21 protein-coding genes are annotated in these 25,628 nt (G+C 42.1%); 1 reads left to right on the top strand and 20 read right to left on the bottom strand.

Annotation, left to right across the window (positions count from 1 at the left end; translation table 11 throughout):
- Positions 1-14: 14 nt before the first annotated feature.
- From H9Q76_RS08600 to H9Q76_RS08650, 11 genes are all read right to left on the bottom strand, one after another.
- The gene (locus tag H9Q76_RS08600) at positions 15-599 is read right to left on the bottom strand and encodes a prepilin-type N-terminal cleavage/methylation domain-containing protein (protein ID WP_021985200.1); all 585 of its coding nucleotides are present in this window, start codon (positions 597-599) and stop codon (positions 15-17) included.
- 11 nt (positions 600-610) lie between these two features.
- The gene (locus H9Q76_RS08605; protein WP_227573266.1) at positions 611-3,745 is read right to left on the bottom strand and encodes a hypothetical protein; all 3,135 of its coding nucleotides are present in this window, start codon (positions 3,743-3,745) and stop codon (positions 611-613) included.
- Entirely contained in the window at positions 3,746-5,449 is a 1,704-nt protein-coding gene (locus H9Q76_RS08610; RefSeq protein ID WP_249320944.1) for a type II secretion system protein, read from the bottom strand.
- A 16-nt stretch (positions 5,450-5,465) separates the two neighbouring features.
- Complete coding sequence (locus H9Q76_RS08615) at positions 5,466-6,608, bottom strand: hypothetical protein (RefSeq protein ID WP_249320945.1); 1,143 nt, start codon at positions 6,606-6,608, stop codon at positions 5,466-5,468.
- 15 nt (positions 6,609-6,623) lie between these two features.
- Entirely contained in the window at positions 6,624-8,249 is a 1,626-nt protein-coding gene (gene pilM / locus H9Q76_RS08620; protein WP_118544848.1) for a type IV pilus assembly protein PilM, read from the bottom strand.
- 58 nt (positions 8,250-8,307) lie between these two features.
- Positions 8,308-9,051 carry a prepilin peptidase gene (locus tag H9Q76_RS08625; RefSeq protein WP_021985205.1) on the bottom strand — a complete coding sequence of 248 codons (744 nt, stop codon included), beginning with the start codon at positions 9,049-9,051 and terminating at the stop codon, positions 8,308-8,310.
- An 83-nt stretch (positions 9,052-9,134) separates the two neighbouring features.
- Positions 9,135-9,746: a type II secretion system protein gene (locus H9Q76_RS08630; protein WP_118544847.1), complete on the bottom strand. Its 612-nt coding sequence runs from the start codon at positions 9,744-9,746 to the stop codon at positions 9,135-9,137.
- An 82-nt stretch (positions 9,747-9,828) separates the two neighbouring features.
- Entirely contained in the window at positions 9,829-11,031 is a 1,203-nt protein-coding gene (locus H9Q76_RS08635) for a type II secretion system F family protein (RefSeq protein ID WP_021985207.1), read from the bottom strand.
- A 137-nt stretch (positions 11,032-11,168) separates the two neighbouring features.
- Positions 11,169-12,221 carry a type IV pilus twitching motility protein PilT gene (locus H9Q76_RS08640; protein ID WP_021985208.1) on the bottom strand — a complete coding sequence of 351 codons (1,053 nt, stop codon included), beginning with the start codon at positions 12,219-12,221 and terminating at the stop codon, positions 11,169-11,171.
- A 32-nt stretch (positions 12,222-12,253) separates the two neighbouring features.
- Positions 12,254-13,981, bottom strand: coding sequence for a GspE/PulE family protein (locus tag H9Q76_RS08645; protein WP_249320946.1), 1,728 nt, complete (start codon positions 13,979-13,981; stop codon positions 12,254-12,256).
- 150 nt (positions 13,982-14,131) lie between these two features.
- Positions 14,132-14,806, bottom strand: a complete 675-nt coding sequence (locus H9Q76_RS08650; protein WP_249320947.1) for a CPBP family intramembrane glutamic endopeptidase — start codon at positions 14,804-14,806, stop codon at positions 14,132-14,134.
- 113 nt (positions 14,807-14,919) lie between these two features.
- Here H9Q76_RS08650 and sigK point away from each other — a divergent pair, with 113 nt between their 5' ends.
- Entirely contained in the window at positions 14,920-15,543 is a 624-nt protein-coding gene (gene sigK / locus H9Q76_RS08655; protein ID WP_249320948.1) for an RNA polymerase sporulation sigma factor SigK, read from the top strand.
- Here the strand turns inward: sigK and H9Q76_RS08660 are convergent.
- From H9Q76_RS08660 to H9Q76_RS08700, 9 genes are all read right to left on the bottom strand, one after another.
- Positions 15,515-16,774 carry a peptidase U32 family protein gene (locus H9Q76_RS08660; RefSeq protein WP_021985212.1) on the bottom strand — a complete coding sequence of 420 codons (1,260 nt, stop codon included), beginning with the start codon at positions 16,772-16,774 and terminating at the stop codon, positions 15,515-15,517. The two genes, sigK and H9Q76_RS08660, sit on opposite strands and share 29 nt — an antisense overlap.
- Positions 16,775-16,847: 73 nt before the next feature.
- Positions 16,848-17,516, bottom strand: coding sequence for an O-methyltransferase (locus tag H9Q76_RS08665; protein WP_249320949.1), 669 nt, complete (start codon positions 17,514-17,516; stop codon positions 16,848-16,850).
- A gap of 2 nt (positions 17,517-17,518) precedes the next feature.
- A complete protein-coding gene (locus H9Q76_RS08670) occupies positions 17,519-17,998 on the bottom strand; it encodes an endolytic transglycosylase MltG (protein WP_147353258.1) in 480 nt (159 codons plus the stop codon).
- The gene (locus H9Q76_RS08675) at positions 17,979-18,314 is read right to left on the bottom strand and encodes a YlbF family regulator (RefSeq protein WP_021985215.1); all 336 of its coding nucleotides are present in this window, start codon (positions 18,312-18,314) and stop codon (positions 17,979-17,981) included. Before H9Q76_RS08675 ends, H9Q76_RS08670 begins: the two co-directional genes overlap by 20 nt.
- A gap of 1 nt (position 18,315) precedes the next feature.
- Positions 18,316-19,977, bottom strand: a complete 1,662-nt coding sequence (locus tag H9Q76_RS08680; protein ID WP_117780643.1) for a ribonuclease J — start codon at positions 19,975-19,977, stop codon at positions 18,316-18,318.
- 6 nt (positions 19,978-19,983) lie between these two features.
- Positions 19,984-20,244: a DUF1292 domain-containing protein gene (locus H9Q76_RS08685; protein WP_021985217.1), complete on the bottom strand. Its 261-nt coding sequence runs from the start codon at positions 20,242-20,244 to the stop codon at positions 19,984-19,986.
- A complete protein-coding gene (ruvX, locus tag H9Q76_RS08690) occupies positions 20,237-20,671 on the bottom strand; it encodes a Holliday junction resolvase RuvX (protein ID WP_021985218.1) in 435 nt (144 codons plus the stop codon). Before ruvX ends, H9Q76_RS08685 begins: the two co-directional genes overlap by 8 nt.
- Positions 20,672-20,716: 45 nt before the next feature.
- Entirely contained in the window at positions 20,717-20,974 is a 258-nt protein-coding gene (locus H9Q76_RS08695; RefSeq protein ID WP_021985219.1) for an IreB family regulatory phosphoprotein, read from the bottom strand.
- Positions 20,975-21,051: 77 nt separating this feature from the next.
- Positions 21,052-25,626, bottom strand: a complete 4,575-nt coding sequence (locus H9Q76_RS08700; RefSeq protein WP_249320950.1) for a PolC-type DNA polymerase III — start codon at positions 25,624-25,626, stop codon at positions 21,052-21,054.
- Positions 25,627-25,628: the final 2 nt, after the last annotated feature.

Genomic DNA, 25,628 nt, shown 5'->3' on the forward strand with positions numbered 1-25,628 from the left:
CTTCACGCCCCTCCTTAATGTAATGTATGGCTTCCATTTTTATTCAAAACCACGGTATTTAACAATGAGTCTTTGCTGTTACGATAAAACTCATACTGACCATCACCATATATACACATGCCTTGACGGTCATAAATTATATATACAGGCTTTTCATCAATTCCGGTAATATCCTGTTCCGTACCAGATGAATCTTTGTACTTCACCTTTACATATGCCGAAAAGCTCTCGCCCTTTCCACTGTTTGCATTCTCTGAATCATCAAATACATAACTGGAATTCAGCGACATATCATTACCATTTCCTATATAATAACCCTTCTTTACATAATACTTACTACCACTTTTATAGACAGCTAATGCAAATTTGTAATCTGGCTGCTGTGTATCCGCTACCACACACATTTTCCCTTTGGCATTTTTCTGTGTTTCAGACAATGCTGTTTCCAATGTAATAGAAGCTTCCTTGGCTTTTGCATTATGCAAAATCGTGATTGTTACCATAGCCGCGCCAGTCATTATTGCAATAATCGCTATAACGATAATCATCTCAATGAGTGTGTAGCCTTTGTTATCCTTCATAAATCTTCTCTTCTCCATAGGCCACCTCTCTATTCCACATTCTTCATCCAGTTTGCGAAGCTTACAACATCTGTATAATCAATCATATCAATTGATTTTGCTTCGGAGGCGTCTGTGGAAGATGCATCCTCTTCCTTTGGCTCATATCCACGGAACAGACTCAATATCAATTTTGAATTATCATCTCCAGTCAGTAAGCATTCACGCAATACTGCTCTACAAATCTCAGCGGAAGAAGCAATTGTTTTTACATTTCCTGCAACATATACTTTACCACCAGCAATAATCACACCTTCAAAATCTGTGACACCATTCTCAGCCGATGTATCAAAGTATACATCTCCCTTTGTGATTACAACGCCTCGTACCTCACCTTTATCTTCCTTCTTTGCCTTGACAACTACATCTGAATTACTTATCCATACAGAGTACCCAGATGCAAGATCCATAACATTTGCGCCCGAATCTGTACCAGAAATATTAGGTGTAATGTTTGTGCTCTCTGTTATCTTCGACATATCCAGGAACTTATTAATTGGTGTGATACTTCCATCGCCAAGATCTTCATCATTGACAACCGCCTTAATATACTGCTTCTCTACTGCATTGTTTGCAAGTGTAACCGAATCTAATGTAGGATCCTGACTATAATGTCCCAGATTCCACTTCATATAGTCATATTCCATTTCCAAATCATTGGAAAGCTGATATGCATCTGTATACTTTGATTCCTTTCCGTTTGCATCTACTGAACCAAGCCAGCTATTTCCCTCATTCATGTCCTTCAGACTATCAGAAGTCAAAAGCTTTGTAAGTGCATCTGTATTGTCTGCTCTGACAATACTAAATGTTGTATCTTTCTTCGTTGTAATTGCACCGCTGGAATAAATACTTACATTTGGATCAAGATCTGCATCCGGAAGAACAATATTTCCAGCATCAAAATCCTCATAATCGCCAATATCTACCAAATATTCTGCAATTACACTATCTGTAAGCCCGGTCTTATTTGTTGCTGCTACATATTTTCTATGCATTTCCAATTCAGCATCATAATCTTCAATAAAGCCTGCAGCAAAATACTGTGCAGACGGGAATTCATCTAACCATGCACTATACTCTGCATTTGTCATCTGTCCTGCCATTACTCTAGCACGATACAGCAGTTCCGTCTGAGTGTATGCAGTCTGGAAATCATAATAATAATACTTCTTACCAGATATTTCCTGCAATACACATGGTACCTTACCATCAAACTGATAAGATGGGAAATACTTTTCAAACAAATCACTGCCCTTTAATGCTGGTGGAAGTTCTGCAAGATAATATCCAAGCGACTCCCCTTTGTCATTCTTAGCAAGCTTAGGGATTCCATTATAGGTTACTGGAATATAAGCTTCCTGGTTACTCTTTAATGAAATACTCTCACCCATCTTATAATCGCGGATGGTTGTAGTCTTATTATCATCTGTCCGCAATGCATCTGGCATTTCCGGATTATAATCCGTTGGATGATATGCATATGTATCCTTCACTGTGTTTACAACTGCATCATCTTCTCTTGTCGTTCCATCTACGCTGTTTACATCCTTTGAAAGCTCAATGTATGTACGTCCTGCTAAGAACAATGTTTTTGCCTGTGCCAGATTCAATGTTGACTGCTCACCATTTACGATAATAGCACTACTGTTATAATGCCCGCGATTTTCTGTTTTCTTATTACCTGCTGCATCTGTAACTTCAATCTGGAAGTTTGCGGCATCCACAACTGGTGTAAACTTACGATCATCTTTCTCTGTGCTGTCTCCATAGCCAAAATAGCTACCAGTTAACTGGAAAGAAGATCCTGCAGCATTTACTTCCGTGTCATCTTTTACATACATATTTGCTTTCATAATTGCCTCTGCGCCTTTGTATGTTGTTGTGACAGTACCATCTTTTGCTGTATTATCCTTAACTGTACTATAACCATCTAATACAATATTGTCTGTCCATACCTCAGATTCTGCTGTCTGGCTTCCATTCTTACCATAGACAGAAAGAGATCCCTTATCCATAACTGCCATTGTACCTGGTACAATAACCGTATCTGCCATAATAGATACCTGAGAACCATTTACATAGAATCCTGAGTATTTACTCTTAATTGTTGCACCATCATAATAATCGTTTCTTCCTGCAACCTCCGTTTGATTGTTCTGTGTTGCATAATTATTATAATAGGTATATGTACTTGAAGTTTTCTCTCCCTTGGCACTCTTTGATGTTACACTGCCATGCTGATATAATTCTGCAATATTAACATTTTCTCCATCTTCCTGTTCAATCTCATAAGTGTCGGATGTGGTAAGCTTTTTACTATCATCACTTACATCTTCATCCCATGTGCTTTCGTTATACTGCTTATTATAATAATCAGAAGCAGCATATACATTACCAGCAATGGTAAGCGGAACTGTTGGCTGATCAACCTCAACACCCATATCCGCTACTAAAGCATACTTGAAAATGTTAGGATCTGTATCATTCATAGAATCGAACAATACTGCAAAATCAGGATTGCCAATTACGATATCTGTTGTGATGCTCTGTGTAAACACACCATTTGCAGATGAACGATTGTATTCCTGCGTACGGCTTAACTTCAGATTCTTAATGATCTTACCAACCTTATTATTGTTTTCATCTTCATAATCTACAACCTGTATCCGGCTCGCATCCAATTTTACCGAATCATTTGTGATATAAGATGTCAACTTTACTGCCAAATCATCCAAGCTTACTTTAAAGAATGGATTATTCTGCAGCTGACGGTAGAACTCTTTTGAGAACATCTCCTGAGCCTCGTCCTGTGTTTTCGTCACATAACGTCCCTTAATCAGATCATACTCAACCATATTCTCTACCGTATAAACATATGCATCCTGCAAGTCTTCCACTGTCTGTGAACCCACACCTGCATAAATTTCATTTAACGCCTGCTCAACATAATAGAAATTATCCCGGTCATTCAGCTCCTGTAGTTTTAACCGATAAGACTGAACTGCAGCTGCTAACAACGCTCCAACAATAATTCCAATAAACGCAACAGAAACGACTACCATTACAATACTGGAGCCGGCATTACTTTTTAGTTTTTTCAACAGTTTTTTGAATTTTTTCAACTAATTAGCCCCCTTTGCTCCAGATAACCGAACTGTATTCAAACTCTCCTTGTCCGGTGTTAATTTTACTGTAACTGTGTATAATCTTTCTGATTCTCGTGTATCTTCGCTAAGCATATACAGAACCTTCATATCTCCAGTCGTTGTTGTTCCATCGGAAGATACTGTATTTGTAACATAAGAATTACCCAATGCATATTTGAGATAAACCGCATCCACTTCATTTTCTACGGAACTTCTTGATTCTTTCTCTCCCTTTACATAATCAAACACTCCTGAAAATGCATCTGACTGGAACTGAGAATCATTATCTCCATCATAATAACCATTTGTATCAAGATTTGTAAAGATGTATATACGTTTGTAGCCATCTGGATTTGTTGCCTTACCAGTGCTATCAAGTTCTACAGATGTATTGTTATTCTTACTTGCAAGATGTATCGTAACTTTTCTTGTCTGTGTTGAATCAGTATAGTATGTATAATATTCTGCTTTCTTATCAGGAACTCCATCTCCATCTGAATCTATCGTATAATAATCATCCAAGCTTGCCTTGGCATTCTGCTGATCCTTATACGGTTTATAGAGATACAGTTTGCTCTCATCTACATTGTTATCAAATAAGATATAATCATCACTCTGATATACCGCATTCTCAGTATTTGCGCCAGAAATACAATACGGCTGGTATTCAAAATAAATTTCCGGTGCCTGCTTTGTATAGAATTTCTGACTGAAAACTGTATAACTTACCATATCATGATAGGAACTCGTCGCAGCACCATCAACAATCAAGCTATATGTATAATCATAATATACATCCGCTTTTACAATATAGTAATCTTTTCCTGTTGAAGCATCTGTTGCCTTATCCGTATATATCTTGATTAATCTCTTTGAATTGTTCATACTATCCTGCGACAATATTGACTCATTATCAACATTCAGCAATGCCTGCTGCCATGATTCATAATCCAATTCACGAAGATGATCCATTGCTTTGGAGAACAAAGCCGAAAATGCTTCTGAGTCAAAGCTGGATGTACCGCCCAATATAAGCGCAACCGTATTCTTATCAAGATCATGCATATTACCCAGATTTACATCATTCGGATTTTGTACATAACTTACTGCCGATCCATCGGAATTGGTATCTGTACATACAACTGCTGATACATAACCTTCATCATTATACTTTACAATCGAACCTTCATTGGTGAGTTCAAACCCTTCGCCAAAGGCTGCCAATTCTGTGCTTGTCAGATTATATGCAACTTTATAATGTTTTGGTGCACTCTCTCCACCATACGCACGTACTTTATTTGACAAGTCATCGAGTACTACAACATTTGAATACTTATCTCTCTTAGCTCCAATCTCGCTTTCCGGTAACTGATATTCATATGCAGAATATGTAAGATCCGTTGCGATTTCATTTGCCGATGTATCATACATGGTAACTGAAAGATCTGCATGTATCGTAGGATCTCCATATCGATCATTCAAGTCTTCTTTTGAAACCGTCTGGAATTCCTCCATCTCACTACCAGCCATCTCATTTACCTCCTGGAGAGCTTTTGCCTTCCGGCTTGTCTCCAGGGTATTGGCAAATTGTTTTAAAATCGGAGTTAAAAGGACTGACAATATGGCAACAGCTATGACGATTTCAATCAAAGTGAAACCTTTATTATTTGTTTTTGCCATAAATCCTCACCCTCTCTTAGTATACCTTAACAGTACCTGTCTTGCTGCCTAAGGCAAATCTAGGAGCGCTCTTGTCATCGTCTGCAACCTTCACATAAACCGGAACATCTGTTGAGTTGCTTACACTCAATGTAATTCCATTCTTGTCATCATTATCTACACGAGCAGATGACTCAACATAAATTGTTAAATCCTTATCTGTCAGCTCAAATGAGTAAGAATCGCTGCCCATTGCAACCTCGACCATTTTCTTACCATCCTCATCTGTAATTGTAAGTGTAACCTTCTCTACATCGTTTGCTGTTGAGCTTACCTTGTTGCTTCCTGCACTTACAATAATACCATCTGAGCTGTCTCCATTTGCATTGTTCAAACCAATCAGGATATCATGATCACTCGCGATATCTTCACCCTGACCTGCATCATGGCTGGAAGTCTGTACAGATGCTGCACCAGGACCTCCAAGGAAGATATTCGATACACCTTCTGGTACATCTACATCCACACTATCTGCTTCACGTCCACCACCTGTTATGCAATATGCATTCAAAGAAATGCTTCCTGAATATACATCATCCTGTGAATTATATGCAATGTTGAAAGAAGAAATATTCATTCTATACTTATATCCCATAATATAATCAATGAAATCCTTCAAGCCTTCATATGATCCTGTATATGTAATAGGAAATGCTGCTGACATACACTGATAATCACCAGATGCAACAGTCGTTGTATCTTCATCTGTTGCTTCTTCTGTATCGCTTGTATCATTAGACGCACTTGCTGCTGCACTTAAACTGTAGAATGTCTCAGGCTGTCCAAGGCCAACAGAGTTTACACCAAACTGTAAATTCCCCTCATCCTTTTCAACACCTTTGATGAACATAACAGAAATTTCCTGATCCAATGTTGCAGGGAAATATGCCAGTCTGTCAGCAAAAAGCTTTTCATATTCAGCAGTCTTTTCCTCATACATGTCACGATCTTTCTGTTTTGCATTTAATTCATCATAGCGAGCCTGTAATGTGTCTACCTCTGACTGAATTGAATCTGCAGTGCTCATATTATCCTTAAATACATACAGATATGTAAGGCCTAAAATTGCAACTGCCACGATAAATAAAATAATTTTAATATTACTTTTGCTTAATTTCATACTCTGCTCCCTCCCTTACTCAGCTTCTGCTTCTGTCGTTTCAGTATCCCCGGCATCATCAGTTGAAGCTTCAGGGTTTTCCATCATCGGTACATAGTTGACTGTGACAGTAAATTCATATGTGATTTCTCCATCTGTATCCTTCTTTGAAATGCTTGCTACATACGCATTGTCTACACAATCAATTGTCTTCAGCTGCATAATAAAATCTGCAATTGCATCATAGCTTGTTGATACACATGGCATTGATACACCGTTGTTATCAGATGAGAATGATGATACGACTATACTTGTAGGAATCTTACTCTCTAATTCTGAGATAAACTGTCTTGCATTTTCGTTCAACTGGTATGTTGTATAGTACATAGACTCCATGTCTGTATACTTTGCTTCAGCTGCATCATATGCATCGATAATATCTTCAATATCACTGATTCTTGCAATATCTGACTCTAACTGATCTCGTTTTTCAGTCACAGTATTCTTCTTATTAATAGAATAGAACGCCATGCCAGCTGCACCAATTGCAGCAACTGCGATCAATGCAATAAATGGAGCCAGACTTCCCTCTGCCTTTGTTGCGGATGCTGCTACATCTGCAAGTTCAAATCCCATTGGAGCAAACGCTGCTCCGATTGGAGTAACAAGATATACTGGATTGTATACTTTCAAGTCGATACTTGGATCAAACTTGATATTGTACAATGTATCCATAATTCGTGTGCTGACATTCAACTGTACCTTAAAGAGTCCGTCAATACCGCGAATCAACGCACCATCGCCAGTCAGGAATACATCCTCAATTGGCTTGTCCGGGTTCTTTGATGCATAGAAGTCCATAACACGTCCAATGTTGTTAATCAAATAACGGAATGCACCAGTTACTTCGTTATCATCAAAATCTACAGTGATCAAACGATCGTTCTGGAGCAATGTCATAGCGGTTGTTGCATCAACGCCCTTGTCATCCATGACTACATTTACAACAGAGTTTGTACCATATGGAACCGTTCTCTGTAACAGCAGGTTATCGCCCTGTACAATATTCAATACTGTACTCTCGCTACCTAACTGGATAACCATGGTTGTTGTGTTCTGATTTGTCTGTGTTTTAATAAGCTGGAGCATTGCATTACCGATATAATCCAGTGCAACAACATTCAATCCAGCCATCTGACCTAAGTCATAATAAGACTTTACCATATGCTCCGGTGCTGCGACTGCCAGTACGCGAAGCTGCTTGTTATTCTCTTCATCTGTTACAGTCTCAAGCACAGAATGAGAAACAACATAATCTTCTATATTTACAGGGAAATACTCGGATGAGTTTGAATTGATAATTCCTCTGATCTTTTTCTCTGGAACAAACGGTATCATAACCTCTCTGTTTACAATCTTTGTCGATGAAAGAACGAAGATCGCATTCTTATTATTAATACCGCGAGCCATCAACTGCTGTGTAATTGCCTCTGCAATCTTCTCTGGCTCCTTTAATACACCATCTTCATAGGAATCTTCTGGTGTTTCAAAAATGATGATATTATGAATCATCGTCTGCTTTTTTGCTGAAGCAGTCAGCTCAATAATTGTAATACTTTCGTTTGTGATATCAATCGATAACACTTTATTGCTTTTTGCCATTCGTTATAGCCTCCCTCGCTAATCAGTGATTTTATATGTAGGACTTTCGTCCATATACTTATAGGTACCAGCTCACGAGCTGTTCACCCCATATCATTGCTATAAATATACCCATAGATAAATATGGGCCAAAAGCCAGCTTTCTGCCAGCTTTCTTAACAGCCATTCGTATGAGATGTACCACCGTTCCGATGATACACGCCATGATAAATGCTACCGTAATTAGTTTCCAGCCCATCAGTAAGCCGGTTGCCGCCATAAGCTTTATGTCACCGTGTCCTATGCCTCTCCCCTTTGTAACAAGATTAATGAGAAGTAAAAAAACGCTGACAGCAAACAAACCGATTACATACTGACTCCAATTACTTATATCTGTAAAGAGTCTAACCAGTCCCAAAATTAGTATAAAAATATTGAATCCCAAGGGGATTTCCTGTGTACGCCAATCTATGACGCTTAACGCTAGTAAGGCAGAAGCACACAGGCAATAAAGGAACGTTTCCAATGTGATTCCTTTTGCGAGGAAGACAACCACATATATGATTCCATTTGCAGCCTCCACAATCGGGTACTGTACTGAAATATGTGCCTTACAATGCCTGCACTTTCCACCTAAAAATAAATAACTAAATAAAGGTATGAGTTCATACCAGGATAAGGTATGCCCACATGTCATACAATGAGACCGTTTTAAGGTTATGCTTTCTTTTATCGGAAGTCTTAAAATTAAAACATTGACAAAACTACCGATTACAATTCCATATAACGCAAAAAAAATGCTAAATACTATTGTTACTAACATCGTCCTAACCTTTCCGTCTCATTTTTAACAGATTCCACCCGATCATTCGAGTGGAATCTGTTTTTGTGATTTAATCACATATTTTACTGATATGCTGCACAGCACTCTGGGCTGATGATGTATGCAGAATCATACTCAGCAACCTTTGCTCCAGATGGTGTAGCTGAAGGAGCTGTATCGGAACCGATCATTACATATACTGTACCCTTTGCAGTGATTGCTGCATAGAACTTCTCCGGCTTAACTGTACATGCTGCTGCGCTATCATCTTTGTTAGCCTTTGTGTACTTAAGCTTTGGAATCTTCTCGCCAATGTTTGTACCAATTTCTGTCAATGCCAAAGTTCCAACATCTGCAACGCTAACACCTGTAGTAGGCTCTGTACAACCTGAAATTGTCATTGCATCGTTAGACATTGTTGCTGTTGATGTAGATTCTCCTGGATTAAATGTGATGAGTGTAAAATTAGCATCATCATCACCGCAGTTTGTCAAGAATGCATATACATCCTCATTACCAAGTGCAGTCTCAACTGCTGTCTTAATTGTCTTACATGAGCTAACATCGTTAGACTTTCTTGACTTATCAATGTAACGAATCAATGCAGGAGCGATTGCACCAGCAAGGATTGCCATGATAGCAATAACGATAATCAACTCTACGAGTGAGAAACCTTTGTTGTTTGTTTTCTTCATAAATTTACTCTCCTTTTCTTTATATAGTTTTTTCTATGATAAAACCGAAGTCCTCGCCCAACGGTTTGTATCCAATTTCACTTTAATAACTATCAACTGCGTCGTACATGCTGAGCATTGGACTGTAGATAGCCATTACAATACCACCGACAACAACACCCATGATTACGATGATGAGTGGTTCCATTGCTGCTGTAAGTGCATCTGTTGCATCATTTACTTCCATCTCGTAGTAATCTGCAACCTTGTCCATCATATCTTCGATATTACCAGTTTCCTCACCAATCTTTGTCATCTGAGGAAGCATCGGTGGGAAGATTCCACAATCGCGAAGTGGTTTGGAAAGCGGAACACCTTTTGCAATCTGTGTCTTCGCATCCAAAAGTGCTTCCCGAATGATCCGGTTATTGATCATCTTTGCGACCTGCTCCACTGCATCGATCAAACTGATACCAGAAGCCATCAAAGTTGCCATCGTACGAGAGAATGTTGCTGCGGCTGACTTAATCGTCAGATTACCAAACAATGGGAATTTAATGCCAATCTTTGCATACATCAATGATCCAGGTTCTGTCTTGCCAAATGCTTTCAAGCCAAATACGATCGCTGCAACAATAATCACCAAGATATACCACTTATGCTGCAAGAAGTTACTTAAGTTTACAAGCATCTGTGTAGCCGCCGGAAGTTCTGATCCCAAATCGTCAAACATCTGTGAAAACTGTGGGATAACGCCAACCAGTAACACTGCTACAACCGCTACAACGACAATCAAGATAACGATTGGATATGTAACTGCACCTTTCACCTTTGAATGCAGTGCATTTGCTGTCTCAAAGTGTGTTGTCAGACGATCAAAACAGATTTCCAGATTACCGGACATCTCACCAGCCGCTGTCATGTTGATCATAATCGGTGGGAATACCTTTGGATTCAATTTGAATGCATCCGCCAGTGTACCACCCTTTTGCACATACGACTGAGCTTCCTGTAATGCGCGTTTCAAAGTTTTGTTTTCCAGCTGTTCTGACATCATTTCCAACGCACTGATAATCGTAACACCTGCATTCAGAACTGCCGAGAACTGCTTACAGAACACTGCCAAATCTTTGTCTTTGACTTTCTTGCCGCCTCCCTTTTTTCCGGCGCCCTGTTCTTTTATATCCTGGACAATCAGTCCTTCGGACTTCAGCTTTTCTTTTGCCTTGTCAAGGTTAATCGCCTCTATCGAGCCTTTTTTCGCCTTGCCGTTTTTGTCCATGGCTTTGTAATTGTATTGTGCCATTTTAACTCCTCCGACCTCTTATTTTTCTAAAAAATGAACATTTTATGAACAATTTATATACTGATACTACTCTATTTGATAGTTTTTTGCAATAAAGTTCAATAAAATAATTTAATTTTGTGAAACTTGCACAAATGTTACATCTGTTTCTTCATTGCAACCTGATCCTGTGCATACACAAGTGCCATATCTCTGGTGATCGTTCCACTCTTATACAAATCCAAGATATAATCATCCAGTGTAATCATACCCTGTGCACGGCTTGTCTGAATCGTAGACTGGATCTGATGGTTCTTCTGCTCACGAATCAAGCTTCGGATTGCCGGGCTGGCAAGCATAACCTCGAACGCTGCCACTCGTCCATGCCCATCTGCTGTCGGAATCAGTGCCTGTGAGATAACCCCTTCCAGAATCATCGCTAACTGGATACGTGTCTGCTGCTGCTGATGTGTTGGGAACACGTCGATGATACGGTCGATCGTAGATGCCGCACCAATTGTATGCAGTGTGGAGAATACCAGGTGTCCAGTCTCAGCAGCCGTAATCGCTGTAGAGATTGTCTCCAGGTCACGCATCTCTCCTACGAGGATGATATCCGGATCCTCACGGAGGGCTGCACGAAGTGCATTTGCATAAGAGAGTGTATCCATACCAACTTCTCGCTGGTTTACAACTGATTTTTTATGTTTGTGGATATACTCGATTGGATCTTCCAGTGTAATGATGTGATCGGTCAGGTTTTCATTTGCTTTATTGATAATAGAAGCAAGTGTTGTCGACTTACCGGAACCGGTTGGTCCTGTTACAAGCACCAAGCCTCTTTTCTTCTTATACAACTGTACAACTGCTTCTGGAATTCCTAACTGATCCGGTCTAGGAATAATGGTATCGACCTTTCTGTAAGCAGCCGCCATATTTCCACGATCCATAAATACGTTTACACGGAATCGACCAGTTTCTGGAGATGCGAAGGAAAAATCGACCTCTCCTCGTTCCTTTAAGATCTGCTTATGACGATCATGCATCGTCGAACCAATTGCTTCTGCTGCATCTGCCGGTGTCATTGCCGGAAGTTCTACCTCTGTCAACCGACCGTTGATACGAAGTTTCGGCGGGATACCTACCGCAATATGGATATCGGATGCATTCTGTTCTACGGCGAATGCCAGAAGTTCTTTCATGTCTATCATGTTCTTTTCTCTCCCTCTTTTACATTATAGTTTTAATATTCATCACCCGTCCCATATGTGATTTTCTTCATCTCACTAATCGACGTAATACCATTCAGTACATGCTGTGCTGCACCCATCTTCAAGGTCAGCATACCTTCTTTTAATGCCTGTTTCTCAATAACATCTGCCGTAGCGCCCTTAGAAATAACCGCCTGCAATTCCTTGGATACCGGCATCATCTCATATACACCAATTCGTCCTGCATAACCAGTATCTCCGCAAAGCGGGCATCCAACCGGCTCATAGATAATGACATCATCATCCATATCCTCTGGCTTGACGCCAAGAATCTTCTTTTCTTCCGGTTCTGCTAATCTTGCCTGTTTGCAAGAGCTACAAAGTCTACGAACAAGTCGCTGTGCGATAACACCCACCAACGCATCGCCCGCTACATAAGGCTCAATACCCATATCGATGATACGTGTAACCGTAGATGCGGCTGAGTTTGTATGCAGTGTGGATACTACCAAATGTCCGGTGATAGCCGCCTGAACAGCAATCTGTGCAGTCTCACTGTCTCGAATCTCTCCGATCATAATAATATCCGGATCCTGACGGAGGATAGATCGAAGGGCTGCCGCGAAAGTCATCTCTGCTTTTACATTTACCTGAACCTGATTGATACCGTCGATATTTGCCTCGACAGGATCTTCTACCGTGATAATATTTACATCTTCGGTATTTAACTCACTCAATGATGTATACAGTGTAGTTGATTTACCGGAACCGGTTGGTCCTGTTACAAGGATGATTCCATGTGGGTTACTCAGGATACCATCAAATACCTTTAATTCCTTTGGTCCAAATCCAAGCGCGCTCTTCGGTTTCGTCAGACCGTCCTTGGAAGTAAGTCTCATAACGGTTTTCTCACCATATACAGTTGGAAGGATAGATACACGGACATCGTACTCTCTCCGGTCAACCATAATTGTGATACGACCATCCTGTGGTTTACGTTTCTCTGCGATATCCATACCGCCGATGATCTTGATACGGGCACTGATACCTGCCAGAAGTCCAATATCGTAGGTCATAACATGCTTCAACGCACCATCAATACGGTAACGAACTCGAACGCTACTCTCCAGCGGTTCGATATGTATATCGGAAGCTCTCTGTCTGACACCACCCTCGATAATCTGTTTTACCAGAAGTACGATTGGAGAATTCTCGATATCTTCATTCAGCGCCTCTTCATCCGCATCATTGACGCCGTTCTCCTGCATCTCCTTACGGTACTGTTCAGCAGCCTCCATCGCCTGTGCATTACCATAATATTTACCAATTGCCTCCATGACATCATCTTCCATGGCAAGCAATGGTTCTACCTGTGTATTCGTCGCAATACCAATATCATCGATAGCATTTAAATCCATTGGATCTACCATTGCCACTCGCAGGATATTCGGATTATTCTCATCATACCCAATCGGGATTGCCTTGTATTTGTTGACCAGGTTTTCCGGTACCTGTTTCAACAAATCTTCATCCAACTTGCAGGCTTTCAGCTCGATGTAATCAATTCCCATCTGTGTCGTCAATACTGTGATCAACAGTTCCTGGCTGATAAAGCCAAGCTCCATGATTACATTACCGATACGTCCACCATTTTCCTTCTGATAGGCAAGTGCCTCCTGAAGCTCTTCTTCCGTAATAGCCCCCGCTTCAACAAGCAAATCACCTATACGAATCTTTTTTCTTCCTCCAGTTATTCGCATAGCAATACCCTCTCATAAATTTTATAGTATGTATAATTATAGCATAGCCTATTTGAAAAAAAAAGCAATTTTTTGATATCTGTTTAAATCTGTCTAAGTCGTTTATTTTACATAACATTATGGTTCTTCAAGATTTTCATTTATCCAAGCCTACACCTTATCCAGCATATACGGAATAAAGCATATAGCAAAGTCATACATTCCATGAATCGCTGCTACCATAATATAATTGCATTTATTCCATTTATTGTATAATAGCGTGTATATAGCCCCGACGCAAAACGCAAATACCGCGTTTGATATATTATGTTGAAATAAGTGTGATAGTCCAAATAAAACGTTTGCTAAAATCGGAGCTATCCATTTTGCCTTATCTGTTACACTTTCCAAGCTTTCTTTAAATGCCACTCTATAAATGAGTTCTTCTGCAGGTCCAACCGAAAAAACGTAATATATAAAAAAGAAGACTATTGTCCACATATTATTGGTATAAAATCTTCCCACTGTTATTCCCATTTGATTTGCAATCACAAGCCACAAACAAGAAAGTGCTACTCCAATTACTATACCAATTCCAAAATCAAGAATCCATTTTTTATTAACTAATTGAACTCTTTGTTTAATACAATAAACAATAGATGGGACTGCTATCAGCCACGGAACTACTATTAACGATATTCTATATAAATGCATATTCCAAATATAGTCAGGTAACCCCATCAGCACAGCCGATAATATAAATGTAAACAAAAACAACCGAACAAGTTGAAAAACTTCTTTTTCTTTTTTTAGATGTATCTGCACATCGTGTTTTAAATGAAACATAACCCTCTCCTTCCCAAACTATTAGAATCATCATACCATCTTTTTCCATCTTGGAAAAGCACTATTTTCCATCATTCGTCATAGTATATACAAAGAGGGATAGCGAGGCAGCCATGCAGACTTTTCATCACCCGCTCTCTCCCGAAGAGGAATCGCATTATCTGCAAAAAGCAAAGGCGGGCGATCTATCCGCGCGCAATATCCTTGTAGAATACAATCTGCGTCTCGTCGCGCATATCGTCAAGAAATATCAGACTGGAAACCGCTCCACCGAGGATCTGATTTCCATCGGCACCATCGGTCTGATCAAAGCGATCAATACATATGATACTGACAAAGGTTCAAAGCTGGTCACCTACGCCAGCCGTTGTATTGAAAACGAACTTTTGATGCGGCTGCGGCAGGAGCGCAAGGAAGTGCGCGAGATTTCCCTATATGAACCAATCGGCACTGACCGGGAAGGAAATGAGATCAGTTTGATGGATGTCATCCGAATCGACGAAGAAAATGTGCTTTTGAATGTTATCACGTCCGAAAGTCTCAGAAATATCAATGACTTGTTTACCGAAATATTAGATGACCGCGAGCAGCAGGTAATCGCGCTCCGTTACGGTTTATATGACAATCAGGAGCTTACGCAGAAAGAGATTTCAAACCTACTCCATATCTCGCGCTCCTATGTCTCACGGATAGAGAAAAAGGCACTGCTTAAGCTGCGCAGTGCCTTGTGCGTATAATCATACCTTTTCTGATTTTCTCTGAATTTGAAACCTTCACACAGAGTAACTGTTTTGGATGCGGTGCAGATTCCATCTCTGTGCCGTGTTCGTCATGAATTGCAAGAACCTCTACGTCCACATTCTCGCCGTCAAACGCCATAACCTCGATCGCATCACCCACGCAGAATTTATTCTTCTGGTGGATAACCAGTTCTCCTGCCGCTGTCACTTCTTCAACTGTACCAAGGTAGACACGGTTCTTCACATAGGTGTTACAGTCGTAAATCTGTGTCTCCTCGTTTGGTTTTCCATAATAAAAACCAGTTGTAAACTGACGGAATGTGCATGCTGCGATTTCCTCACGGTAATGTTCCATCTTGCTCTCATACAATTCCTTCGATGTATAGTAATCATCAATTGCCTCCCGGTATGTCCGGGTAACAACTGCTACATACAGTGCTGTCTTCATACGTCCTTCTACCTTGAAAGAGTTGATTCCTGCGTCAATCATATCCGGGATATGCTCAATCATGCAGAGGTCCTTGGAATTAAAGATATACGTGCCTCTGTCATCTTCTTCCACTGGAAGATATTCGCCCGGTCGCTTCTCCTCCACAACCGCATATTTCCAACGGCATGGATGCGTGCAGGCTCCCTGATTTGCATCTCTGCCTGTAAAATAACTGCTGAGCAGGCATCTTCCGGAATAAGATATACACATCGCTCCATGCATAAATGCCTCGATCTCCATATCTGCCGGAATATGTTCCCGGATCGTTTTGATTTCCTTTAATGAAAGTTCCCGCGCCGCTACCACACGCGTCGCGCCCTGTTTTCTCCAGAAATCGTAGATCAAGTAATTCGTATTGTTCGCCTGTGTACTGACATGAATCTCAATGCCCGGCAGGATTTCCTTCGCCAATGTGAAAATACCCGGATCTGAAATGATAAATGCATCTATTTTCTCTTCAAGTCCAGTCTCTTTCAATTCATGGAAATACGCCTTGATTCCATCGATATCCTCATTGTGTGCAAATATATTTACCGTCACATACAGCTTCGCTCCATGCGCATGCACATAGTCTGCTGCCTCATGCATCTCTTCGATTGTGAAATTCCCAGCCTTCGCACGAAGTCCATAATTCTTGCCGCCGATATAGACTGCATCTGCGCCATAATCAACTGCCACCTTTAATACTTCCAGACTTCCGGCAGGTATCAGTAATTCTGGTTTCTGTAACTTATCCATCTTCGATCCTCTTTCATCCGTATGTATCCTGATTTCTCAACAAAATCATACACATACCTGCTATCCTGATATACTATAATACACTTTCCTTACATAATTCCCGCACAACCGAGATTGCCATGCCATCCCCAACTGGCAGAATGGCTGTCTCCAACCGATCATCATGTGTGAGCACATACAGATATTCCCGCATCCGGTCATGGATCGTGCGGTTCCGCTTTTCCACCAGAAAATGGGATTCTAATACTTCCCCTTCCTGCAGGATGTTGTCCGATACGATCACACCGCCCGGTTTTAACACGCGCAGCACATCTGGCAGATAATAAATATACTGTGCCTTTGCTGCATCGACAAACGCAAATTCATAAGTATCATCTGGAAGCTCCTTCAACGTCTCTGCCGCATCTCCACAGATCACCTGAATCTGCATCTCTTTTCCAAGCTGTTTGATATTTGTTCTTGCTTCCGCAGTCCGTTCCTCGCTCAATTCTAGCGTTGTGATCTGCGCATCCTCTGACAGAAATCCTGTCATGTAGATAGAAGAATAGCCGACGGCTGTTCCGATCTCCAGAACACGCTTCGGCTTTTTCAATAGTAACTGTGTCTTTAATAATTCTCTTGCCTCTGGCCGGATCACCGGAACACCGTGCTTTACAGCATCCCGATATAATTCTCCCAACGCCCCGGCATCCTCCTTTGCCATCGAACGGACAAAGGATGTAATTCTCGCAAACTCATTCATACTTATTCGTTTTCCTCGTCACTGCTTGTATCTATATTACAGATAATCTGCAATATCTCATCATAGGTCATGCTGGCTGACAAATGATATTTTCCACTTGTGATCTTATTTCCATAGCCCTTTACCTTTACCTTGGCATAAAAGACGTACTTATCTTCAATAATCTCCGCATCCTGCAAAGCACTTCCAATCTCCATGATCGAGGAATCTGCTGGAATATCGACCACGATATACTGCTGGCTTCCCGGATGGTATGCAACATTGCCAAATACGCCATAAGCAAAATTAAAAGAATATGTAAACAGCTTTACGATCAAAAATACGATCAGTATATTGACAAATAAACTGAACATAAACCCAGAAGAATTCTTTAAACCTTTTCGCAGATTCTCCTCTTTTTTACGCACATTTTTCCTGCTTGTTTTTTTCTTTGCTATTCCATTTGTTGTTTTTTTCACATTTTCACTCATTGATGTAATCAAACTCCAATCCTTCTGCTATGGAATCAAACACCCGCTGCAGCAGCTTACAGATCTGCTGTTCTGCCTGCAAAAAATCACTTACCACAGAGTTGTGCAGCAGTTCATCGTATTCCCTTGTCAGTTCTATCATCTCATCGTAAGGGTTTACGCCCTGCCGATTCTGAAGCTCGTAATTCTTGGCACGGAATTCCTGCAGATGTCTGCTCAATTCCTCATTTTCAAGAAGCGCCTGTTTTGTCCGCAGGTAAGTGCGGTACTCCTCAGATGCCCGGATATGTTCATTTAATTGTTTGCTCTCGTTAATAACCTGTCTCATATTAAACCTCTGTGATAATCGGCAGAATCATCGGGCTTCGCTTCATCTTCTTCCAGAGGAAATCACTCAGCGCATCTCGAATCGTATTCTTCAATTTGCCCCAATCTGTAATTCCCCGGTCTAAGCAGTTATCCAATGCTTCCTGCACCACCTCGCGGCATTCATCCATCAGGTTCTCTGCCTCACGCACATAAACGAATCCACGGGATACAATATCCGGTCCGGCAACCTGCTGGTTGCTTCCTGCCTCCAGTGTCACGACAACGATCAAAAGGCCATTCTCGGAAAGTTGCTGACGATCACGCAATACAATGTTTCCAACATCGCCAACACCGAGTCCGTCGACCAGAATTCCCTGTGCCTGTACCTTACCAGTCACGTCAAAGACATCTTCTCCTATCGACAGTACATCGCCGGCGGATAAGATCTTGACATTTTCCTTGGGAATTCCCATCTCTACTGCAAGCTCTGCATGGCGCTTCAGATGTCGGTATTCGCCGTGTACCGGAATCGCATATTTCGGTTTTGTAAGCGCATACATCAGTTTTATCTCTTCCTGACAGGCATGTCCGGAAACATGGGTATCCTGGAAGATTACATGAGCGCCCTTCATTTCAAGCTCGTTGATCACCTTGAAGATTGCCTTCTCATTTCCCGGAATCGGGCTGGATGAGAAGATAACTACATCGCCCGGCTTGATCGTGATCTGCTTGTGAATGCTGGCCGCAATTCTCGAAAGCGCTGCCATATTCTCGCCCTGACTTCCGGTTGTGATCAGTACCACCTGCTCATCCGGATAGTTCTTAATCTGATCGATCTCGATCAACGTATTGTCTGGTATATCAATATAGCCAAGCTCCGAAGCTGTCTGAATGACATTTACCATGCTTCGTCCCTCGACAACCACCTTTCTGCCATACTTGTACGCAGAATTGATAATCTGCTGTACACGGTCGACATTTGATGCAAATGTCGCAATGATGATTCGATGATCCTTGTTGTCATCAAACAAATGGTCAAATACTTTTCCGATCGTTTTCTCGGATGGAGTGTAGCCCGGACGTTCCACATTTGTAGAGTCTGCCATCAGTGCAAGCACGCCCTTCTTTCCAAGTTCACCAAATCGCGGCAGGTCAATTGCCTCACCAAAGACCGGTGTGTAATCAACCTTAAAATCTCCGGTATGCACGATGATACCGGCTGGTGTATAAATCGCAAGTGCAGCCGCATCCGCAATCGAATGTGTCGTACGGATGAACTCGATACGGAACGCACCAAGTGTGATCATCTGTCCATGTGTTACGATCTTTCTTCTGACGTTGTTAATATTTCCATGTTCGCGAAGCTTATGCTCGATCAGTCCCATCGTCAGCTTGGTTGCGTAGATCGGCATATTCACTTCATTTTCTATATACGGAATCGCACCGATATGATCCTCATGTCCGTGCGTGATCACAAGTCCCTTTACCTTGTCCGCATTTTCCTTTAAGTATGTGACATCCGGGATGACAAGGTCGATACCAAGCATCTCATCCTCCGGAAATGCAAGTCCACAGTCTACGACAATAATACTGTCCTCATACTCGAACGCGGTAATGTTCATTCCGATCTGCTCTAATCCCCCAAGTGGAATGATCTTCACCGACTTATTATTCTGTTTCATTCTAAACTAAACCTCCAAATCAATGTCTTCCAACAGCTCATCAAAGATCTTGATCACTGCTTTCAATTCGTTCTCGTCTTCTACTTCTGCGTAAGAAACGACATCTCCTTCGCTGTCCGGTTCTTCTTTCAGTACAAAGAAACTGCCATCCTCACTTTCTTCGTCATCTGTCACCAGAATGTAATTCACTCCAAAAAGCGTTGTCTGTTCTAATACATACAACTCGATATCTCCATCTTCTGTTTCAAATGTAATCTTCTCACTCATCTCTTTTATGTGCCTCTCGATCCAGATAACTCTGCAATATGATAGCTGCCGCCATCTTGTCAATGTGTTCTTTTCTTCCGCTCACGCACACACCCGTCTCTTCTAAAATCCGGTTTGCTTCCACTGTCGTGAGCCTTTCATCCTCAAATATTATCGGCAATCCGGTTCTGCGCTCCAGATTCTCCGCAAATTCTCTCGTTGCCTGAACTCTTGGTCCTTCCGTATTGTTCATCATCTTTGGAAGTCCAAGTACGATTTTATCCACGTCGTGCTCCACCACGAGTGCCTCAATCCTTGCATAGGTCTGTCTCAGTTTATTTTCTTGTTTTCGCTCGATCGTCTCGAGTGGCTGTGCAATCAAACAAGTTGCATCTGACAATGCAACGCCAACTGTCTTCGAGCCATAATCCAGTCCAAGGATTCTCATATTGTCCCGCTCCTTCTGTCAAGTAGAAATACCACGCAGTGTTTCTTACTTGAGCCGTGTCTCAATATAGTTCTCAAGAAGTACCTCTATGATCTCATCCCGCTCTGCTTTCATGATCAGACTTCTCGCATTTTTGTAACTTGTAATGTAGGTTGGATCTCCACTCATCACATAACCGACGATCTGGCTGACAGGGTTGTATCCTTTCTCAGATAACGCCTCATACACCTGCTCTAGAATGTCAGATACCTCTATATTTGATTCATGGATAATTCCTATGTCCTGAGTATTTTGATTGTTCACTTTCTCACGTCCTTCTTTATTGCATTAAAAAACATTTGGCTTTATTTTAATATATGTAGCCTAAAATAGCAACTCTTTTATTTCAGCATGCCAAAGAAATCATACTGGTTTGTCTCTGGCAGATCGCCGAGGATTCCAAGTTCTTCCATCACATCGAGGATCGTCTTTGACACCTTTCCACGGATACGGATATCCTCTTTTGATGTAAATGTGCCGCCTTTTGCTGCTTCCTCCAGCTGTTGCGCCGCCTTTAAGCCCATGCCGGCAATGGATGCAAAGCTCGGCATGATCTTTCCATCTATGATCTGGAAACGGTCTGCCTTTGCACGGTACAGATCGATTGGCATAAACTCGATACCTCTCGCATACATCTCCTGTACCAGCCGCATATCACGCACCATATCCTTCTCGGTCGCACTCATATCATTCTTATCTTTCTTCTGCAAGGCAGCCAGATTTTCTTCCAGCGCCTCCTTGCCAAGACACATCTGCTGATAGTCAAACGCCGACGCACGGATACTGAAAAATGCCGTGTAATATGCAAGCGGATATTTAATCTTGTAATATGCTACACGCCAGCCCATCATAACATAGGCAACCGCATGTGCCTTCGGGAACATGTACTTGATTTTCTCACATGACTCCATGTACCATTCTGGAACATCATGCTTACGCATCTCCTCTTTCCACTCATCCCATTTGTCACATTTGCCTTTTGCAACGATACCTTTTCGTACCTTCTCCATGATATTAAATGCAAGTCCCGGTTCCAGCCCCCGGTAGATCAGATACGTCATAATATCATCTCGTGTACAGATCGCGGACGAAAGCTCACAGACACCCTCCGCAATCAGTGTCTGTGCGTTTCCAAGCCATACATCCGTACCATGGGAAAGTCCCGCGATACGCACCAGATCCGAAAATGCTTTCGGCGCAGCGTCGATCAACATCTGCATCGCAAAATCTGTACCAAACTCCGGAATTCCGAGTGTGCCAAGCTTCGTGCCGCCGATGTCCTCCGGTTTGATACCAAGTGCTTCCGTGTTATGGAACAAAGACATAACATCTTTATCATCCAGCGGAATCGTCTTCGCATCCAGTCCGGTCAGATCTTCCAGACGACGAATCATCGTCGGATCATCATGACCGAGAATATCAAGTTTCAACAGGTTATGGTCGATGGAATGGTACTCAAAATGTGTTGTAATAATATCGGTTGTTGTGTCGTTCGCCGGATGCTGGATCGGCGTGAACGAATAAATCTCCTCATGCTTTGGCAGCACGATCATACCACCCGGATGCTGTCCGGTTGTACGTTTCACGCCTGTCAGTCCCAAAGCGATACGTTCCATCTCACAACGCCGTTTTACCTGCTCATGCTCTTCGTAATATTTGTACACATATCCAAATGCGGTTTTCTCTGCCAGAGAACCAATCGTTCCCGCACGGAATGCCTTTCCCTTTCCAAAAAGCTCCTCTGTATAAGCATGTGCTTTGGGCTGATACTCACCAGAGAAATTCAAATCAATATCCGGCTCTTTATCGCCATAGAAACCAAGGAATGTCTCAAACGGAATATCGTGTCCTTCCTTCGTCATCAGCGTGCCACACTTTGGGCATTTCCGGTCAGGCATATCACAACCAGACTGTCCTTCGAACTGTTTCACAAAATCCGAATCAAAATCTGTAAAATAACACTTCGGACAGATGTAGTGTGCCGGAAGTGGATTTACTTCCGTGATACCTGCCATCGTCGCAACAAAGGATGAACCAACCGAACCTCGGCTGCCTACCAGATAGCCATCGCCATTTGATTTCCACACCAGCTTCTGCGCGATAATATACATAACCGCAAATCCGTTTGAGATAATGGAATGCAGTTCCCGTTTCAGTCTCGCCTCTACGATCTCCGGCAGATTTGGTCCGTAAATCTCATGTGCTTTGTCATAACAGATCGTCGTCAGCGTCTCATCGGAATTATCAATGATCGGCGGACATTTATCCGGCCGTACCGGTGAGATACGCTCAATCATATCATTGATTTTATTTGTATTTGTAATAACGACTTCTTTTGCAAGATCACTGCCCAGATACTGGAACTCTGCAAGCATCTCATCCGTTGTACGGAAAAACAGCGGTGGCTGACGGTCTGCATCATGGAATCCCTTTCCCGCCATCATGATCCGCCGATATATCTCATCCTCCGGATCAAGGAAATGCACATCACAGGTTGCAACGACCGGCTTGCCAAACTGTTTCCCGAGGTCGCAGATCTTCCGGTTGACATCCTGCAGATCCTCCACAGTCTTGACCGGAGCTTTCTCATCATCAAGCAGGAACATGTTGTTTCCAACCGGCTGGATCTCATAGTAATCATAGAAATTACAAAGTCTTGTGATTTCATCCTCGCCCTCTCCGTACAATACTGCACGGTAAAGCTCGCCCGCCTCACAGGCGGAGCCAATGATCAGACCTTCCCGGTATTTGTTGATCAGACTCTTCGGCATACGTGGACGCCGGTTAAAATATGTCAGATGCGACTCAGAAATCAGACGGTACAGATTCACGCGTCCAACCTCATTTGCCGCCAATATGATACCATGATACGTTTTTGCTTTCCGGATTGCATCCGGAGATGCAGCACCCGCTTCGTTTAACTCATGGATCGTTGTAATACCTTTTTCTTTGATCATCTTGATCATCTTGACGAAGATCTCGGCTGTAGCAGCCGCATCATCGCAGGCTCTGTGGTGATGCTCATTTACAACACCAAACTGCTTACATAGACGATCCAGTGTATATTTACCAAGCTCCGGAAGCAGGATATGCGCCAGTGTCATCGTATCCACGATCGTACTGTCAAACACCAGTCCCAGCCGCTTTGCATTCTCCCGTATAAATCCGGTATCAAAGGTGGCATTGTGCGCAACTACACTTGCATCGCCAATATACTCTAAAAATTTCGGTAGGATCACTTCTATGGTCGGTGCATTCTGCACCATCGCATCTGTAATGGATGTAAGCTTCGTGATCGTATATGGAATCGGCACCTCCGGATTGACGAATTCAGAAAATGTATCCTGTATCTTCCCATCCTTGATCCGCACGGCTCCAATCTCAATGATACGGTTATTGGTCGGACTTAAACCTGTGGTTTCTATATCAAATACCACATATTCCGAATCAATCTTCTGTCCTTTTTCGTTCTGGATCAAACCTTTTACATCATCGACAAAATAGCCCTCTACACCATAGATGATCTTAAAGTCCTCGCCTTTTTTGAGCTGGTGGTTTGCAATCGGGAATGCCTGTACAACACCATGATCGGTGATTGCAAGCGCCTTCATGCCCCATTCCTTCGCACGGGCAATAACTTTTTCGATGCCAACCACACTATCCATCTCGCTCATGATCGTATGCAGATGCAGCTCGACACGTTTTTCAAGCGCGTTATCCATCCGTTTCTCCCGAAAATCATTTGCCGGTTTGATTCCGGCAACGGATGAAAAGGTGATTTCCTTACTGTAGCTGTCATACATTGGCACACCTTTTATGATATAGAATTTTCCCTTCTGCAATTCATCCAGCAACGGTCCCCGGTCATCCGGTGATACAAACAGTTTGAACATGATCGTGTCTGTAAAATCGGTGATCGCACCTGTGATGATAAACTTTCCACTTCGCAGTTCGCGATCTTCCAATGCAATTACCTGTCCATGGATACAACATTCACCGGTACCTTCTTCGACTGCCTCAATCTTGACAATATCCGCCTCACAGTTTCTGCCATAGAACACATCCGGGTCCTGTGACTGCTGCTTGCGATAACTTCCATAATCGCCTTTCCCTGAGAATTTGCGATCGGATCTGGCACCTGCGCCATAGGATTTGGCTGCTGCAGCCGCTGGTTTTGCACTGGATGCGGCTGGCTGTGGAGACTTCGGTGTATCTGTCTTTGCAGCCGTTTTTGCTTCTGCCTGTTTATTTTCATCCTTGGCAGTCTTTTTATCTTCTGCATTTTTCTCTTTTTCCGAAGCATCCGAAGCAGCTTTTGCTGCCTGTAATTCTGCATTTTTCTCCTCGATCGTACGGAGCTCCTGCTGTAAGCGCAGGGCATTTGCCTGCCGCAGCTTCGTTTTCTGCTCTAAGGAATAGCTGAATCCAACTTCGATTTCTTTTCCAAAATGATCACGAAAATAAGACACGAGAAAATCCCGTATCAGCTTTTCATGTTCCTTTGCAACTGAGGAATGTTCCACCGCAATACTGATCACATCCTCGTTATAATACCACTCCGCCCGGCTCATCAACCGAAATGCAATCCGGCTGATGCTGCGCAGTTCCTCTAACAGGCTTTCTTTATAATTCTCCGCAATCTGTCTCACATCATACTGTTCCGAAAGCTGATATCGCATAAATATCTGGATTTTCTTTCCTGCACCACCCATATGATATGCATGCTGTGTCAGCAATGCTTCCATACGGGTAATCATATGATATGGGATCAGGTGGTCACTTTGCAGCGTAACAATCATCTGTTTTTTTGTCTCGTAGGTTTTGATACTCTCCACCTGCGTATCCGAAAAAAAGGCGTCAAGCTCCGCTCCACCCTTAAAAGCCGGAAATACATTACAAAATGTTTTGTTATCCACGT

This window comes from Wujia chipingensis (assembly GCF_014337155.1).
GTDB lineage: Bacteria > Bacillota > Clostridia > Lachnospirales > Lachnospiraceae > Coprococcus_C > Coprococcus_C hominis.